Origin of the sequence: Bacillus sp. TH22 (genome assembly GCF_016651015.1) — a bacterium.
In the GTDB taxonomy this organism is placed as follows: Bacteria; Bacillota; Bacilli; order Bacillales; family Bacillaceae_G; genus Bacillus_A; species Bacillus_A mycoides.
The window spans coordinates 132,778-148,936 of record NZ_JAEKER010000002.1 but is presented as its reverse complement, the minus strand read 5'-3'; the positions used below and the strand labels follow the sequence as shown (position 1 = coordinate 148,936).

The following is a 16,159-nucleotide window of genomic DNA, read 5'->3' as shown; positions in this document are numbered from 1 at the left end:
GTATCCTTAATAGAGTCTTATATTACTTAAATATGAGGGTGAAAAATTAATTTTATAAGAAAAGAGAACCCATATAGGCTCTCTTTCCTTGGCATACTTACAACATGGAGAATGTTGAGACAACTCTTTCAAAACTTTATTAGGGGAAAGTTTTAAAAAATGTACTCACAATTATTTTTGCATAAATGGAATATAAAGTAAATTGATATAAAATTTTCTAATCATTTGTAATTTTCTGTTAGTTATTACAACCCTTGTCTACAAGAAGGTACTAACGTATCGCTATTAAGTTAAAAAAAATTCTCCAAAACGAAAAACGGTCTTCCTTCTATCTAAATGGAAATGAAATACAGACCATGTCCTATTTTTCAGGGGTAAAATGAGGAATAAATTTGTACATAACAAGTACGTTAATGATAGTAAGAGCTTTCTCATTTACAGTACCTGCAGCATGTGGAGATAATGGTGACCCAAAAGAATTTACTGAAGCAAATTTTGAAGGTGCAAAAGGCGGTAACACAAAACATATAAAAAAGTACAGGTCTTTAATTGATAAAGGACCTGTACTTTTTTGTTTTATTTGATATATTTTATTTCTTATCATCTTGCTTCTCAACAATAAATTTTGAAACTAATTTCGATAAAGCTTCTACTTTTTCTTTTATTTTTTTAGACTGATTCGATATCTCTTCAATTGATGCTGCTTGTGATTGGATTGAATGTACAGTTTGAGTTGTTTCCTTAGCTACTTGCGTTGCAGTTTCAGAAACACTCGACATAGAGGCATTGACTTCTTCTGTACCGGCAGACATTTCTTCTGTCGCTGCAGATACTTCTTGAATTTGGCTAGTGATTTTATTAATAGCCACCATAATAGACGAGAATACTTGATCTGCTTTATTAGCAGTTTCTTTTCCTTCCGAAGCTTTTTGTTGGCCTTTTTGCATTGCATCAACTGTATCTTTTGTATCTCTTTGAATTAATTGTATTAAATTATTGATTTCACTCGCGGATTTTTTAGACTTCTCAGCTAAATCGCCCACTTCTGCCGCCACCACTGCAAATCCTTTCCCATTTTCTCCAGCACGTGCAGCTTCAATTGAGGCATTTAAGGCAAGAAGGTTTGTTTGTTCAGCAATATTAGTGATAGCATACAGAGCTTTATCAATTTCCTGCGTACGTGTAACAAGCCTATCTATTACTTTGGATGTTTCTTCAACAACCTCATGAATACTAATCATTTGAAGTATAGATTGTTTTATCACTTCACTACCAAAATTGACTTGTTCTGTAGTTGTGACAGCCACTTCTGTAACCGTTGCTGAAGATTCAGCTACTGTTTGAACTCCAGTCGCAATTTCTTCCATTGATGATGAACTTTCTTGAATACTAGTAACTTGTCCTTCTATTTTTTTATCTACCTCGGAAATAGTTTGAACAACCTCACTTGATATATTAGATGCTCGTTTTGTATCTTGCAACATACCATCGGTAGAAGAAATAACCTCTTGTGTTGTGATTTTCACTTCTCCAATTAATTGTTGTAAGTTATCCAACATACTATTAAAAGACTTCACAATGCTTCCCAATTCATTATTTGATTTATAAGAAGTGCGTATTGTTAAGTCACCTTCAGATACTCGCTCCATATCTCTTTCTAATAATACAATTGGTTGTTTGATTGCACTTTTAATGATATAACCAATAAAAATGACTATTGCAATTGCTATAATGGAGATACTAATAAACAGCAGCATGGTATTTGTTGCACTGTCAGTATTATTTTTTTGTAATTGATCTGCATTATTATTATTAAATTGGATAAGTTCACGAATTGCCTGAATTGACTTTTTCATATTAGGATCAACCTCTTTTAGGTAATAAGCATATGCTTCTTCATTATTAGATTGTCCCAAATCTTGTACTTTCTTCAGTTGTGTTCTTAATTCTTTAAATGTTGTATAAAATGTTGTATACAATTCTTTTTCTTTATTAGAACTAACTCTAGTCTCAAACTTCTTTAATAACTGATCAGTTTCTGTACGAGCTACATCTATTTCTGTCAAAAGCTCTTTTATTCTTTTTTCATCTTTTGATAGAATAGTTTCCTTTACATTCATATTGATAAGATAATAATTAGACTCTATTGCTCCTATCCACTGAATTGGTAATAAACTATCTTCATACATAGTAGTAGAAGCATACTCACCTTTTTTAAGACCCCAAAATCCTAGTATAGATAATATTATACAAGCGACACTTGCTATAACTACCAATACGTTTAATGTTGTGCCAATTTTACTGTTTTTTAAAAACGACAATTAAATCCCCCTCATTGTTATATATTGATTAAATGATAATTATATAAAAATACACGACAAAATGCGACATTTAATTATTTATATCCATTGGAAAATCCGTAAAAGCTTTTCTAAAATAACGTAACTATTTATTTTAGAATTGATACATGTTTTAGGTTTAATCAATTTCTGTAGTGATAATGTAGTAGTTAAATCTGAATTTAACTACTATTTGCATGGTGTAAGTTAATCTCCCCTCCTATCACTGTGCAGTGACATAAACCTCAAATTATTTAAATAAAAAAGCCTATACTTGGTCTTATCCCTGTCAAGTAGACAATATTAAAAAGACTAAGCAGCCATCGAGATTCGATATTCTATCGGAGCTCGGTGGTTGAGTCGTTTTTGGAACCGTTTATAGTTATAAAAATAAATATACTCTTCAATTGCTTGTATTAAATCTGCTTCTGTTTTAAAATGATTCAAATACAACATTTCCGATTTAAAATGGGAGAAAAATGACTCAATACAGGCATTATCATGGCAGTTTCCTTTGCGAGAGTGGCTGCCAATGATACCTAAACCTAAAAGTCGTTTGTTGTAGGCGTGAGATGTGTACTGGAATCCCTGATCTGAATGGAGAATGGTTCCACGCACATCTCTTTTTTGTGCCAACATTTCAATTGTATCTAATACAAGTTCATTATCGTTGCGCTTGGATATTTTCCAAGAAACAACTTCGTTATTATAAATATCTTGTACAACAGAAAGATACCGAAATCCCTCTTGGAATCGTAGGTAAGTAATATCTGTAACAAGCGCTTCATTTTGTTGGCGATCTTTGAATTCACGGTTTAAAACATTCGGAAAAACATTGGAATAGTTCCCTTTAAAGAAGCGACGCTTCTTTCGAATAATAGATTGAATGTTGAGCTCGCTCATTAAGCGATATACTTTTTTGTGATTTATAAAGTATCCCTCTTCCTGTAAAGCGATTTTCATACGTGGATAACCATATTCCTTGTGCCTTACGTGAATAGATTGTATTACTTTTTTTAATCGTTTCTCGGATTCTAGTCGTATGTTTTTCATACTTTTTGTATGAATCCACTTATAGTAACTTGAACGATGTACACCCGCAAATTTCGTAAGCCATATAACTGGATATTTCCCCTTTAATGATTCAATGATATGATATCTCACCGTATATTTTAGTGCACCTCCATTTACAGATTCGGATACTGCTTTTTTAAATATTCAACCTGTGCCTTATAGTAGTCACGTTCCTCTTCAATCGTCTTAAAATGAACGCGTTTGCCTTTTAGAGGATTTGATATACCTTTCATTCCACCATTTTTTCCACGAGTATCTGTAATTTCACCAGATTCTTTATATTTTCCCACCCAATTTTTTAGTTGTGTAGAGCTTCTAATCTGATATTTTTCTTTTATCATATTATAACTTCCTTCTCCGTTTAAATAACTTTGAACAGCCGCTAACTTTAATTCTTCTGAATATGTAATAAATGTTGAACCTTTTTTAGTCATGAAAAATCCCCTCCAAGTAATAGTGTAACATCCATGTATGTACATGGTCTTTTTACACTGTCTACTTAAAGGGGATAATATCAAACCCGGTCTGTTTATAATAAAACATGCATGGAATTTTTATAAATGCATAAAAAATACAGATAAATCCTCAGACATTGATTTTTAGTTCAATACGTTTATTGATTCAACAAAATGGTAATGATTGTTGAACAAGAAGTAAAAGGTTGCTACATATTAGTCATATATAATATGTAGTAACCTTTATTCTTTATGATTTTTACAATTTAGGTCTTGATAACCATTCGCAGTAATGCCTGAACAGTGTGCTGTTATTCGTGAAATCATCAAAGAGAAAAATAAAGTAACTTGGCCGATCTTAACCACTGAAGAAAAAGAACTGATCGAGAACATGCTATTATGTTCCTTATTATCTGAAGAAGAAATACTAATTACATATTATGAAGACGATTATTTACTCACTAGCTATATGACTGTTGTTGATATTGATCCGTTAAATAGTGCTGTAGTATGTACAGATGCATTTTACAATAGACTCATACTGAAGTTTATAGATATTATTGATGTAAAATGAACAACTAAGGCACTACTTATGTACTTTAAATAATGTTTATTCCAAACGGTTTTAAAAATTTGATACTTCAATTGTTCATTTGTATTGCATTTATTGCGGAATTATTTAAAATATGAGATAACAAAAATAACCTTTATACAATGAAACTTTTAATTTATATCAAGACATGTCGTTCTTCCGGCGCCTACAATTTACAGAAGTAGGTGACATACTTTGATTTTTATAAAGTATAAGAAGCCGTCAGAAGAAGTAGAGATTGAATTTCGATGTAATTGCGAAAAAATAATATCATTACTTTTGGAAATACAACTTTATTAGATTTTCTTGCAAAGTCTTTGGGTATATATTCATAAAAAAAGAATGCACACAGATTAAAATGTGCATTCTTTTTTTATTCACAGTACATATGTTTATTTCATTGCTCTTTAAAATACAGTTATAGATTTTATAATAAAGCTTGATTAATAACTAACTGTATTCTTATTGCTATGACTATAACTATAACTTTCTTCCATAGCTAATGCATCTGTTTTAGTAACATGAACGGTACCAAATGGATGATTTGGAGGAGCATATATCGAGTAAAGTTTTAATGGAATATTACCTGTATTAGTTACATTATGCCATGTTCCGGCAGGTATCATTATTGCAAAATCATCATAGGCATTTCTTTTAAAGTCTAAATTATCTTTACTCTTGCCCATTTGAACAATCCCCTGACCTTGTTCAATACGTAAAAATTGATCAACATTGGGATGTATTTCCAAACCGATATCTTCGCCAACATTGATACTCATTAAGGTGACTTGTAAATGTTTACCTGTCCATAAAGCAGTACGATACGTATTGTTTTGTTTTGTTGCTTCATTTATATTAACCACAAATGGTTCTGATCCATAATCTGTTAACGAAATACTTCCAGCACCATCGGAAAAACTAAAAGAATCAAATCTGTTTGCATACTCTATCTCATTGGGCAAAGTCCAGTAAACAGACGGTCTTCCATAGTTATACATAGGTACATTAACATAATAAGGATATGGATACATAAAAGGAATATAGTACATTTTTCTCAACCCTTCACGATTTTATAAAATTATCCTATGCACTGGTTAAGTGAATGTACTTAGATTAAAGGTAACTTTTGTAAAGAAGGCTTTTTAGCCTAAAAGGGGTACGGAAACAATTATGGATTTATCAAAATTAAATTCAACAATTTAATTTTGATAAATCCATTTTAGAGCTTCTAAAGCCTTTAAAATAAACAACTTGCTATATTATTAATAGAGTATACTCTATTGATAATGCTTGATATGACTAGGTTTATCTCAATATCGTTATAAATCTGCATAATCCTGACGTGACCCCGTTTAGTTTTTAGACATATAGTATAAATGTTTATTTAATTATTAACTGAGGTGAATTATTATGATAAATCCTTACTGTATTAAAAACAGGGCAATAGGCGGAGTCTATACAACCCATGGAGCTCAAGCAACAATGCATGCAGTATATCATGCAATGCAGCATATGCCATACTATCAACATCCAGCTATACCTTATTATGAAACCATACAATATCATCCCTCTATAGAATATACACCTCAAAGTATATATCCTACTATTTTTACAACAATTCCAATTTATTAACCATCCTCTTGTTTTTAATTGCTTTTAAACTGTACAGACCCCCCCACCCCCCTCACTTTTTGATTATAGCTACACTCTCCATTCGCGCCTATTTTCCAATTACTCCGTTTTGTAATCTAATTCAGACCATTGTAAGAATCAGAACCATAACTGATCAAGAGCTTTGTTAAATGCTCAACATGGTATTTCTCATCACGGCTGATAACACTGAAAACTAGCTTCACAGTATGAAGAATGGATGAATAGCCAAAAAGATTTAGAACAAAAAATTAATTTGAATAATCCTTGGTCAGGTGCTAGAGAGACTGCATACTCAGAAATTTTATTTCATGTTGCTAACCATGGTACCTATCATCGAGGTAACATAACAGCCATGCTAAGACAACAGGGGCACGCTTCAACAATGAATGACCTAGCTTTATATTGGTATCAGAGTTAGGGCAAATAGTACTTGTAAATTAATGATGGTTCATATGAGAATCCAATAAAATATTTATCTGTTTTCTATAATAAATGTCCTTTAATTAAACTAACGGGGGCATTAGCTTAATAAACCAAATTAAAAAAATCGGCTCCTTTACGTAAAGGAATCGATTTTTTTGCTACAGTTTTCTTAACGCTGTAAATCCGCATTTCCCTAACGTTACTCCTGGTAGGGGTAGCACCACACATCCATCAACTTAAGGATTTAGACTATTCTTAAACTTAAAAGCACGTTACTATTCTCTTATGTTAATGAGAAAGGGTGACGTGCTTTTTATGAATATGCATCAAAAACAAGAGCTGTCTTTATTTGCCGAAGAGTTATATCGATATATGTCTCCCGCTACACTTAATCAATTAGCTATAGAAGCAGGTGGAATGAAACGAAAACGTAAGTGCCATGGGCACCATTTTTTATCTTTGTGTGTATGGTTAAATCAACAAATCGCTACAACCTCTCTTACTCAACTTTGTAGTCAATTAGAAACTTCAACAGGAATTTTATTAAGTCCTGAGGGACTTAATCGACGATTTAACTCGGCTTCTGTAGCCTTCTTTCGAAATGTATTTACTACACTTCTACAAGCTAAAATTGGAGGATCATCTACAATTTCTCATTCTCTTTCTGCTTACTTTGAGCGGATTCGCATCCTTGATTCTACAACCTTTCAAGTTCCAGATCGATTCGCAGCTACTTATCCTGGTGCCGGAGGCTGTAGTCATACAGCTGGTGTGAAAATTCAATTAGAGTATGACTTGTTGAGTGGAGAGTTTTCTGATGTGAAAATTGAACCAGGAAAACGGAGTGATCAGGCATATGGGGCGACTCGAATGGACATGACACAAAAGAATGAACTATATATTCGTGACTTAGGGTATTTTCGTTTACAAGACTTTAAATCGATCCAAGATAAGGAAGGGTATTATTTATCGCGTCTTAAATTACCAACTAAAATATATAGAAAAGAATTCGAAACAGTGGTATTTAAAACAAAACCTGCTCAATTGAGACCGGTATATATACAAATTCATTTGGAAGACATCATGAACCAATTACAACCTGGCCAAGTGTATGAATTACATGATGTATATGTAGGGAGCAAAGACAAACTACCCACTCGCATTGTGGTTTATAGATGTACAGAGGAGCAAAAACAGAAACGTCTACATGATCGAGCTATTCGTGAAAAGAAAAAAGGGATTACATATACAGAGCGTACGAAACTTTTACAAGGAATTACGGTATATATGACAAACATTCCTACGGAATGGGTACCGAAAGAGAAAATCTATGATTTATATTCACTGCGTTGGCAAATTGAGCTGTTATTTAAAATATGGAAATCTTGGTTTCGAATTCATCGTTGTAAATCTATTAAACAAGAGCGATTAGAATGCCACCTTTATGGACAACTCATTAGTATCCTATTATGTTCTTCTACTATGTTTAAAATGAGAGAACTCCTGTTACGTAAGAAACAGAAAGAACTAAGTGAATATAAAGCGATGTACATAATTAAAGATTATTTCTTACTTTTTCATCAAGCACTACATAAAAACACCCAAGAATTATCAAAGATTCTCCTTCGTCTGTTTAACCTCCTACAGCGAAACGGACGAAAATCTCACAGATATGAGAAAAAAACAGTCTTTGATATTTTAGGTGTTGTGTATGAGTATACCACTTCTGCCCATCAGGTAGCATAGCGAAAAATTTGAAACCCGTCAGGGTTTATTTGATGTGCCTACTTTTATAACATCTATAACAGATAATAAAAAACTACGTGGAAAGACCGCATTTTGTATAAAAATATACGTTATGTTGATGGATGTGGGGTGGCACCACATGACAATCAAGCTAAGTTTTCATGATGCCCCCAAAACAAGAATTTCGTGAATTTTTACTGTTTTGGGGTGTTTCTTTTCACTAGATTGATGGACATGTCCTGCTACCCCAATTATGTAGCAAGTGTTTTTTTATGATTTGATTGTTTTACAATACACGAGCGTCGTCTTCTATAGTTTGTTTTTTTAATTTTTGGGTCTTATTTTTAGATTTTTTGAAAGTTAGAGCCATACCAACAAAAATTAGAGTAATCCCTGATACTTGCATTAAAGTTGGTCGGAATCCTGTAAGTACCGTGTCCAATAAAATTGCTACAGCTGGATCTAAAAAAACTAATATCGAGATTAATTTTGTTGATAAATCACGTAAGCTATCAAAGAATAAGTAGTATACCAATCCTGTATGGATAAGGCCGGTTGCTATAATATACGTCCAATTACTTTGAGTCAGTTCATGGAATGCATCAAAATCTATAAAGGGTATTAGAAGAAAAATCCCTAAAAATGTTTGCAAAAAAGTCATTGCATAAGCACTCATGTTCTTAATACCTTTCCCAAATAAAGTTGTAAATGCATAAAACAGAGCTGCGAGAAGTCCCCAAACCATGCCAGAAGACATTAACGAGTCGAAAGAGAAGTTTTTGTTTATGCCAGCGATTAATAACGCTCCTACAAAGCAGATAATGATAGAGATAACAGATAATACTGTTAATTTTTCTTTAAAAACAATACTTCCAATGATAAGTACAATTATTGGAGCAAGGTGATAGACTGATATTGCAACTGTGACTGACATATTTTCAAACGCTTTAAATAAAAATACCCAATTAAATACAAGGAAAAATCCACATATCAAGACTTGAATAACTTCTTTTCGTTCCCATTTATCATGTTTGTACTGTCCAGTAATTAGCCAGCATAGACTTAAAAATATTGTAGCAAAAATGCATCGTACAAATACCAACTCAAATGAAGGTAAATTTGTTTGTACGGAAAAAAAGCCGACTGAACCGAAAATAACCATTGATATTATCATCTTCAAAGCCGGTAATGATTTTCTCTCAATAGAATTTTGTTGAATCAATTTAATCCCCCCGTTAAATATCTAATTTTTAGTAAGAAAAGCACCGTCCTTCTATAAAGGGCAGGTGCTTTTAATTTATCTACAAAAAACACTTAATTATAAATTCTTCCCAGCTGTCCAACCACCATCTATGACAAAGTTGGAACCTGTAACAAAGCGAGCCTGATCAGAAATTAAATATTCAATACACGAAACAATATCCTGCGGTAGTCCCCACGTATCTAAGGATTGATTGCTTTTTATAAGGGATACCAAACGCTCATCACTAAAATATTCTTCTGTAAGCTCTGTCCTAATGACACCGGGAGAAATACTGTTCACTCGTATGTTCTGCTTACCAAATTCCATAGCCATCTGTTTAGTAAGTCCAATTAGAGCATGTTTTGATGCAACATAAGCTGCTCTTTCAGGTTCAGCCATTAATCCTGAAACAGATGCTATATTTACTATGCAACCTTTTGTTTTAGACTTGTACCAACGCTTAGCAGCTTCCCTTGAAAGAATAAAGGGTGCTACTAAATTAACATCTATTACTTTTTTAAATAGATCATCAGAAAGTTCTAATACAGGTGTTATTTCCCTGATACCAGCGGCGTTTATAAGTATGTCGGGACAAAGGGTATCTGTATCCAATTGTATAAAAAGATTATTAATCTCATTGCTGTTACTTAAATCTATTTGTACTAACTTAAAAGACGTATGTGTTTTTGTATAGTCTACTAATTTATTTGTATTAATATCAAGAGCTATTACATTGAATGATTTTTCTAAAAAATATTCAATGCAAGCATTTCCTATACCACTGTTGGCGCCTGAAATCATAATAGTTTTATTTTTTATCATTTTGGCTCCTTATAAGAAAACGTTACTAATAAAATGTCACGTACGGCTTCTGTATTACACTCTGTTCCTAGTGGTGTTACAGCGTGGAATACCTTTTGTCCAAATACTAAAGTTTCTAGGGGATCCTCCAAACTTATAAACTTGTTAATTTCCCTAGGGCTGTTTGCAATTAGATTGTCTCCGCCAAGAGCTGTATTACTTAAATTCATGAGATGTAAAAAGACAATCGGCTCATCATCCTTATGTAGCCAAATTGGAGAGCTAAAAGAAGGGTTTTCTCTCGTTGCCTTATATCTTACTTGATGTAAACCTATAATTATATCCTTACTTGTATCAAGTATGTTTGTATTAAATGCAAATTCACTATCAAAGCGAATAATTTTCTCAATTAATGAATTATGTAAAAATTCATCTGTTATACTGTTGAAATTTCTAATTTTCCCACCATCGTCATAATTATATTCTTCAGATTGGAAATATCCATTGTCTGTATCTAGAACATAATCTGAAGCACCAGCGTATTTTATATATCTTGAATAGGCTCTAGCGCGACATTCGCCATATGCGTCGTTTTGTAAGCTGTAGTAGTCTAACTGTGCTTTCGTTAGTAATGCCTGATCTTCTTGATCTTGTAAAAAAATATCATTAGAGATTTGAATGTATCCATTTGATTCGAATTCATGTACATTTTGTTCTACGTCAAAACTGCTTGTCTTATTAGAAACTGTTGTTAGCATAAGAGCACCTCAAACTTTCAAATTATATTTTCCCCACTGTATATTCAGAATGAAGCATGGGTTGAGGAGTAATATGTTTAATAACCTTAAATATAACTTGTTAAATTAATACACAACATTAACTATCCATTAACTATTTGGTTATTAATCACTCCTATTACAGTATAAACCATATTAGAGAATTTTTGCAAAATTTTTTCGAATTGTATGAAATTTTATTTTAATTAGTTTTCTATTCTGACTCGCTAGGCTTTTTCTCTTTATTCCCCATTTTTGCTTGTCCCTCCAAAATGTAAGATGTATCATTCAAATGAATTTTTTTCAAATAACGTCTATTAATCCATCTGTATAAATATATGTATATAAAGACGAGAATTGATTTTTAAAAAAGGGAAAATATTACCTTTTATTAATAGAATGTTTCATCTCCATATTTTTATTATTAAAAAAACTAAGTGTTAAATCAAATGCAAATATTCATATCGTTATTTCTTAATTATAAAATACAAAGAACCACCACTGCTAAATGGAACGCTATGCATGACCACCTTCATCCTAGTCCAGCGCTAATCTATTAGCAAAACATTGAACCCTTATTTCGAATGCCTTCTCTTTTTATCTTCTTTTTTCAACAATCTTTTGCTAATTTAATATTCAGTTGTATGTAGTGTTATCACCCTTAAATATATTTCCATGTAATCTAAATTTGATATTATGTTCAAGCGCAAAATACATAAGGGGGATTAGGAATATGGAAAGACCAGTTGTTATTGAGGAGTATACACCGGATTGGGCACTACAATTTAAAGAAGAACAAAGGCTTCTAATAGGTACAATGGGAGATAAAGCTATTACAATTGAACATATTAGAAGTACATCTGTTGAAGGATTAGGAGCTAAACCAATATTAGATATTATGATTGGAGTTCATAATTTAAAAGAAGTAGATGAGTTTATTGAACCTTTAAAAAAGATTGCATATGAATATGTATTTCATAAAGAGTTTCCAAACAGAAGGGTTTTTAGAAAGGGATTATGGAGAGCGGGAACACATCATTTGCACGTTTATGAACTAGGGAGTGAAGAATGGAACAGTAATATCTTATTTAGAGATTATCTAAAAAACCATCCTGATACACTCCAACAGTATTATCAATTAAAACAAAAATTAGCTGAAAAACATCATCATGATAGAGTCGCATACACAAATGAAAAAGCGCCATTTATAACAGATATTATTCACAAAGCTAAAAATGAAATTAACCTCCGCTAACGAATATCATGTAAATATATAAAGTTATCAAACGACTATATGAGGTACCGTCGCATCACCATAAAGATAAAGTTTTACACTATCCATTAAGTAAAAAAGACGTTATTCTTTTTGTAGAAATATACAGAAAGGATGGCGTTTTTGTATGAATCTATCGATTCAGGATGAGTTTCATTTGTTCGCTGAAGAACTACAGCGATATTTATCTCCTCATATTCTTCAACAACTTGCACAAGAGACAGGTTTTGTAAAACGTAAAAGTAAGTATGGCGCACGAGATTTGGCTGCTTTATGTATCTGGATTATTCAATAGGTAGCAAGCGATTCTCTTACTCGATTATGTAGTCAGCTTTATGCAAATACAGCTACACTTATAAGTCCAAAAGGACTTAATCAACGTTTTAACCGATGCGCTGTTTTATTTCTACAGCGTGTATTTTCCCTTTTAATTAAAAGCCAACTGAACGATTCTTCTCAAATCTCAAACCAATACATTTCTTATTTTCAGCGTATACGTATTTTAGATGCTACTATTTTTCAAGTACCCAATCATTTGGCTCCTATTTATCCTGGTTCAGGAGGATGTGCACAAACAGCTGGTATTAAGATTCAGCTAGAGTATGATTTACATAGTGGAAAATTCCTCAATTTTCAAATGGAACCAGGTAAAAATAATGATAAAACCTTTGGTACAGAATGTTTGGATACCTTACGACCAGGAGATTTATGTATTCGAGATTTAGGATACTTTTCTCTAAAAGATTTAGACCAGATGGATCAACGAGGGGTGTTCTATGTTTCACGGTTGAAATTAAATAATAGAGTATATGTGAAAAATGAATCTCCAGAATTCTTTCGGGATGGGACAGTAAAAAAGCAATCTTTATATGCTTTACTTGACCTTGAACATATCATGCATCAGATAAAACCAGGAGATACTTATGAAATTCGAAATGCCTATGTTGGACAACAAAAATTACCCTCACGAGTTGTAATATACAGACTCACATCAACTCAAGTTCATAAACGTAGGAAACAGCAAACTTATGTTGAAAAGAAAAAAGGGGTTACTTACTCTGAAAAAAGTAAACGTTTAACAGAAATCAATGTTTATATTACCAACATCCCATGGGAAATTGTTCCGATGGAACATGCTCACGAGATTTACTCTCTACGTTGGCAAATAGAGATTGTATTTAAAACATGGAAATCTCTTTTTGGTATCAATCATTGTCACAATATTAAGCGAGAGCGTCTAGAATGTCATCTTTATGGACAGTTAATCGCTATTTTTCTTTGTTCTTCCACTATGTTCAAAATGCGACAGCTGTTACTACAGAAAAAACAAAAAGAATTAAGTGAATATAAAGCAATTTATATGATTCAAGATCATCTGTACTTAGTATATGAAGCTATACAACAAGACACCCAAGAAGTATCAAAAATTTTTCTTCGTCTGTTTGACCTCTTACAGAAAAACGGACGGAAATCCCATCGATATGAGAAAAAGACAGTCTTTGATATTTTAGGTGTTGTTTATCAGTGCACTATATCCAATCTAAAGCAGAAAACTGCATAACCTTTAAAAATACACCTTATCAAGGTTTATTTGGAATGCGTATTTTTAGAAACAAATAAACAAAATATCAAGGATGTAGGCAACAAGAACGGAAGTTCATGAAATACCTAACCTTTGCTTGATGGGCATGTATAATGCCCCCCTTCTAGTGAAGATCCTTGCGTAAACCTACTTACACATGTCTTTACGAACGCAAAAGAACAGACTATTGAAATAGTCCGCTCTTAGGGTAAACCATATAATTTTAGAGTTTTTACACTAGAACCATTTGTTTATGGATCGTAGTGCTAGTCCATATATTATTTCCAAACCCATTCAGAATGATTAATAAATGGGGTCAGATTATGTTGATATTTCGTATAAATAATATCATTAGATTAATTTTCTTTCGGAAGTACAATTCCTTTATACAATTGAACTGTAATCAAATAGTAAATCGAGTAAATCACTACGAAAATAATAATTGGTAGCCAAATACGAAAGTACGGATCAGCCAAAAGAACGCTGAACATGTTCATACCAACTAATACATGAACAATACCCACAATTGCTGGGACTAAAAATATAAAGAATAACTCCTTATAAATCGATTGTATTAATAACTCCCGGCGAACACCGATTTTACGAAGCATTTGATAACGTGTACTATCTTTGGATGCACCGGATAGAATTTTAAACATTAAGCAGCTTGCCATCATTGCTAAAAATGCAACTCCAACGAAAAAACCCATAAACATTAGTCCGCTGGCAAAATCATGACTCACAATATACGCTTGATACTTACTATCCAATTCTTCCGCTTTCACATTTTTATATTTTGATATCTGTAATTCATCAAGTTTTTTCCATTCTTTTATGTATGATCCAAAATCATCTGTTTTCCCCATAAACACAGTACTTTCTTTACCCTTCAACCCATCGTATATGGTTTGATTTACAATTTTCATTTCATAATCAGGATATAAATAATTTGGCTGGATCGTTCTGAAAGCCTGGATCCATTGTTTTGTGTCGGTCTCTCCTTTAACCCATTTTATTGAAAATGCACCAATGGGTAATCCTTCTGAAACTTTTTCTATTTTCATACCTTGCAAGAAAGGGCGATTTTTTTCTAAATCTTCTTTAAGATAATAAACATACCTATCATCAACTTTGTAATGATATTCAAGTTTTTCTTGAAATAAGATACCACCCAAAATTTTCTTTTCTTCCGCTGTTGGATTATGAATGACTGAATCGTAAATTCGCATTTGATCTGTCATTTTTAGGATGTTGCTTTTAAATGCCATACCACAAGCAATTCCACCAGCACCAAGAGCCACTAAGATTGCTACCGTTGCAAGCACATTTGTTAGACCATTAATGCGGAAATTTAATTGTGCAAAAGTAAAAGCATTGAGGCCTTTTTCACTACGTTTTTTATTACTCTTTAACTTGTTTATCATAACTGGGAGAAGTGATCCAAATATAAGGTAAGTACCAACGGTTGCTGTGATTAATCCAACGGCCATTAATCCCAAAACAATTAGCGAATTTGCATGAGAAATATAAATCAGTGATGCATAACCAATACCTAATAAAAGAATACCAAGGAATGCAACTACAACTGTCATTTTTCCTTTTACGGCGACACGTTCTGTTTGTGCATCTGCATGTACAAGTTGCAGTACAGAAATACGCGATAATTTAATACTATTCATAATTGCTGATACTATAAATAGTGCAAAGAAGAAGACGCAAGTAATAGTGATAGATGGCAGATAAAATGCTTTATAACCTTCACCAGTAAACTCGAGTTGTTTCATTAATAACTGACCGATACCTTCTGCAAGTCCTACACCAATTGTAATTCCAATCAAAAGAGATGTGGCACCTAATATGATTGTTTCGATAAACATAAGTAAGGTAACTTTATGCTTTTTTGCTCCTAACATCATATACATACCAAATTCTTTTTGGCGAAGAGCTGATAAGAAAGAGTTTGCATATAAAATATAGAAAAATGTGATAACCGCTAACAAAAAGGAACCAATTTTAAATACAGACACAATATCCCTAATAGAAGAGTTAGATTCAAGGAACGTTTTATTGGATGCTAGCGTTTGAAACATATAAAAAGTCGAAATAGAGACAATAAGACCAACAAGTAAAACAATATAATCTCGCAACTTACTTTTTAGGCCTGACATGGAAAGCTTAAATAACATGATTGAACTTCCTTCC

General features: G+C 32.6%; 13 protein-coding genes and 2 pseudogenes. 7 read left to right on the top strand and 8 right to left on the bottom strand.

The window, feature by feature from the left end; translation table 11 throughout:
- Positions 1-392: 392 nt before the first annotated feature.
- Entirely contained in the window at positions 393-584 is a 192-nt protein-coding gene (locus tag JFU18_RS28400) for a hypothetical protein (protein ID WP_201033553.1), read from the top strand.
- Between the two features lie 6 nt (positions 585-590).
- Here JFU18_RS28400 and JFU18_RS28395 read toward each other — a convergent pair whose 3' ends face one another.
- From JFU18_RS28395 to JFU18_RS30595, 3 genes are all read right to left on the bottom strand, one after another.
- A complete protein-coding gene (locus JFU18_RS28395; RefSeq protein ID WP_201034992.1) occupies positions 591-2,321 on the bottom strand; it encodes a methyl-accepting chemotaxis protein in 1,731 nt (576 codons plus the stop codon).
- Positions 2,322-2,651: 330 nt separating this feature from the next.
- Complete coding sequence (locus JFU18_RS28390) at positions 2,652-3,503, bottom strand: IS3 family transposase (RefSeq protein WP_172805416.1); 852 nt, start codon at positions 3,501-3,503, stop codon at positions 2,652-2,654.
- A gap of 23 nt (positions 3,504-3,526) precedes the next feature.
- On the bottom strand, positions 3,527-3,847 hold the full coding sequence (locus JFU18_RS30595; protein ID WP_374101406.1) for a transposase: 321 nt from the start codon (positions 3,845-3,847) through the stop codon (positions 3,527-3,529).
- A 313-nt stretch (positions 3,848-4,160) separates the two neighbouring features.
- Between JFU18_RS30595 and JFU18_RS28385 the strand changes: the two genes are divergently transcribed.
- Positions 4,161-4,442 (top strand): YolD-like family protein, encoded by a 282-nt coding sequence (locus JFU18_RS28385; RefSeq protein ID WP_002187202.1) that lies wholly within the window; start codon positions 4,161-4,163, stop codon positions 4,440-4,442.
- Positions 4,443-4,903: 461 nt separating this feature from the next.
- On the opposite strand, the gene JFU18_RS28380 is transcribed toward JFU18_RS28385, so the two are convergent.
- Positions 4,904-5,509, bottom strand: coding sequence for a cupin domain-containing protein (locus JFU18_RS28380; RefSeq protein WP_201034994.1), 606 nt, complete (start codon positions 5,507-5,509; stop codon positions 4,904-4,906).
- Positions 5,510-5,870: 361 nt separating this feature from the next.
- Here JFU18_RS28380 and JFU18_RS30060 point away from each other — a divergent pair, with 361 nt between their 5' ends.
- From JFU18_RS30060 to JFU18_RS28370, 3 genes and pseudogenes are all read left to right on the top strand, one after another.
- Positions 5,871-6,092, top strand: a complete 222-nt coding sequence (locus tag JFU18_RS30060; RefSeq protein WP_242486498.1) for a hypothetical protein — start codon at positions 5,871-5,873, stop codon at positions 6,090-6,092.
- Between the two features lie 211 nt (positions 6,093-6,303).
- Positions 6,304-6,531, top strand: a pseudogene (locus JFU18_RS28375) (DinB family protein); the annotation flags it as partial.
- 320 nt (positions 6,532-6,851) lie between these two features.
- A complete protein-coding gene (locus tag JFU18_RS28370) occupies positions 6,852-8,282 on the top strand; it encodes an IS4-like element ISBce2 family transposase (RefSeq protein WP_080019313.1) in 1,431 nt (476 codons plus the stop codon).
- Positions 8,283-8,568: 286 nt separating this feature from the next.
- Here the strand turns inward: JFU18_RS28370 and JFU18_RS28365 are convergent, their stop codons facing one another.
- The 3 genes from JFU18_RS28365 to JFU18_RS28355 form a co-directional block, all read right to left on the bottom strand.
- A complete protein-coding gene (locus JFU18_RS28365; protein ID WP_374101407.1) occupies positions 8,569-9,456 on the bottom strand; it encodes a DMT family transporter in 888 nt (295 codons plus the stop codon).
- A 144-nt stretch (positions 9,457-9,600) separates the two neighbouring features.
- Complete coding sequence (locus JFU18_RS28360; RefSeq protein ID WP_002144105.1) at positions 9,601-10,347, bottom strand: SDR family NAD(P)-dependent oxidoreductase; 747 nt, start codon at positions 10,345-10,347, stop codon at positions 9,601-9,603.
- Positions 10,344-11,084, bottom strand: a complete 741-nt coding sequence (locus JFU18_RS28355; RefSeq protein ID WP_201034996.1) for a 2OG-Fe dioxygenase family protein — start codon at positions 11,082-11,084, stop codon at positions 10,344-10,346. The genes JFU18_RS28360 and JFU18_RS28355 overlap by 4 nt, the downstream gene beginning before the upstream one ends.
- Positions 11,085-11,835: 751 nt before the next feature.
- On the opposite strand from JFU18_RS28355, the gene JFU18_RS28350 reads away from it, so the two are divergent.
- Both JFU18_RS28350 and JFU18_RS28345 read left to right on the top strand, forming a co-directional pair.
- Positions 11,836-12,357: a GrpB family protein gene (locus tag JFU18_RS28350; protein WP_201034997.1), complete on the top strand. Its 522-nt coding sequence runs from the start codon at positions 11,836-11,838 to the stop codon at positions 12,355-12,357.
- Positions 12,358-12,502: 145 nt separating this feature from the next.
- Positions 12,503-13,936: pseudogene (locus JFU18_RS28345) on the top strand (IS4 family transposase).
- Between the two features lie 377 nt (positions 13,937-14,313).
- Here JFU18_RS28345 and JFU18_RS28340 read toward each other — a convergent pair.
- On the bottom strand, positions 14,314-16,143 hold the full coding sequence (locus JFU18_RS28340; RefSeq protein WP_201050428.1) for an FtsX-like permease family protein: 1,830 nt from the start codon (positions 16,141-16,143) through the stop codon (positions 14,314-14,316).
- Positions 16,144-16,159: the final 16 nt, after the last annotated feature.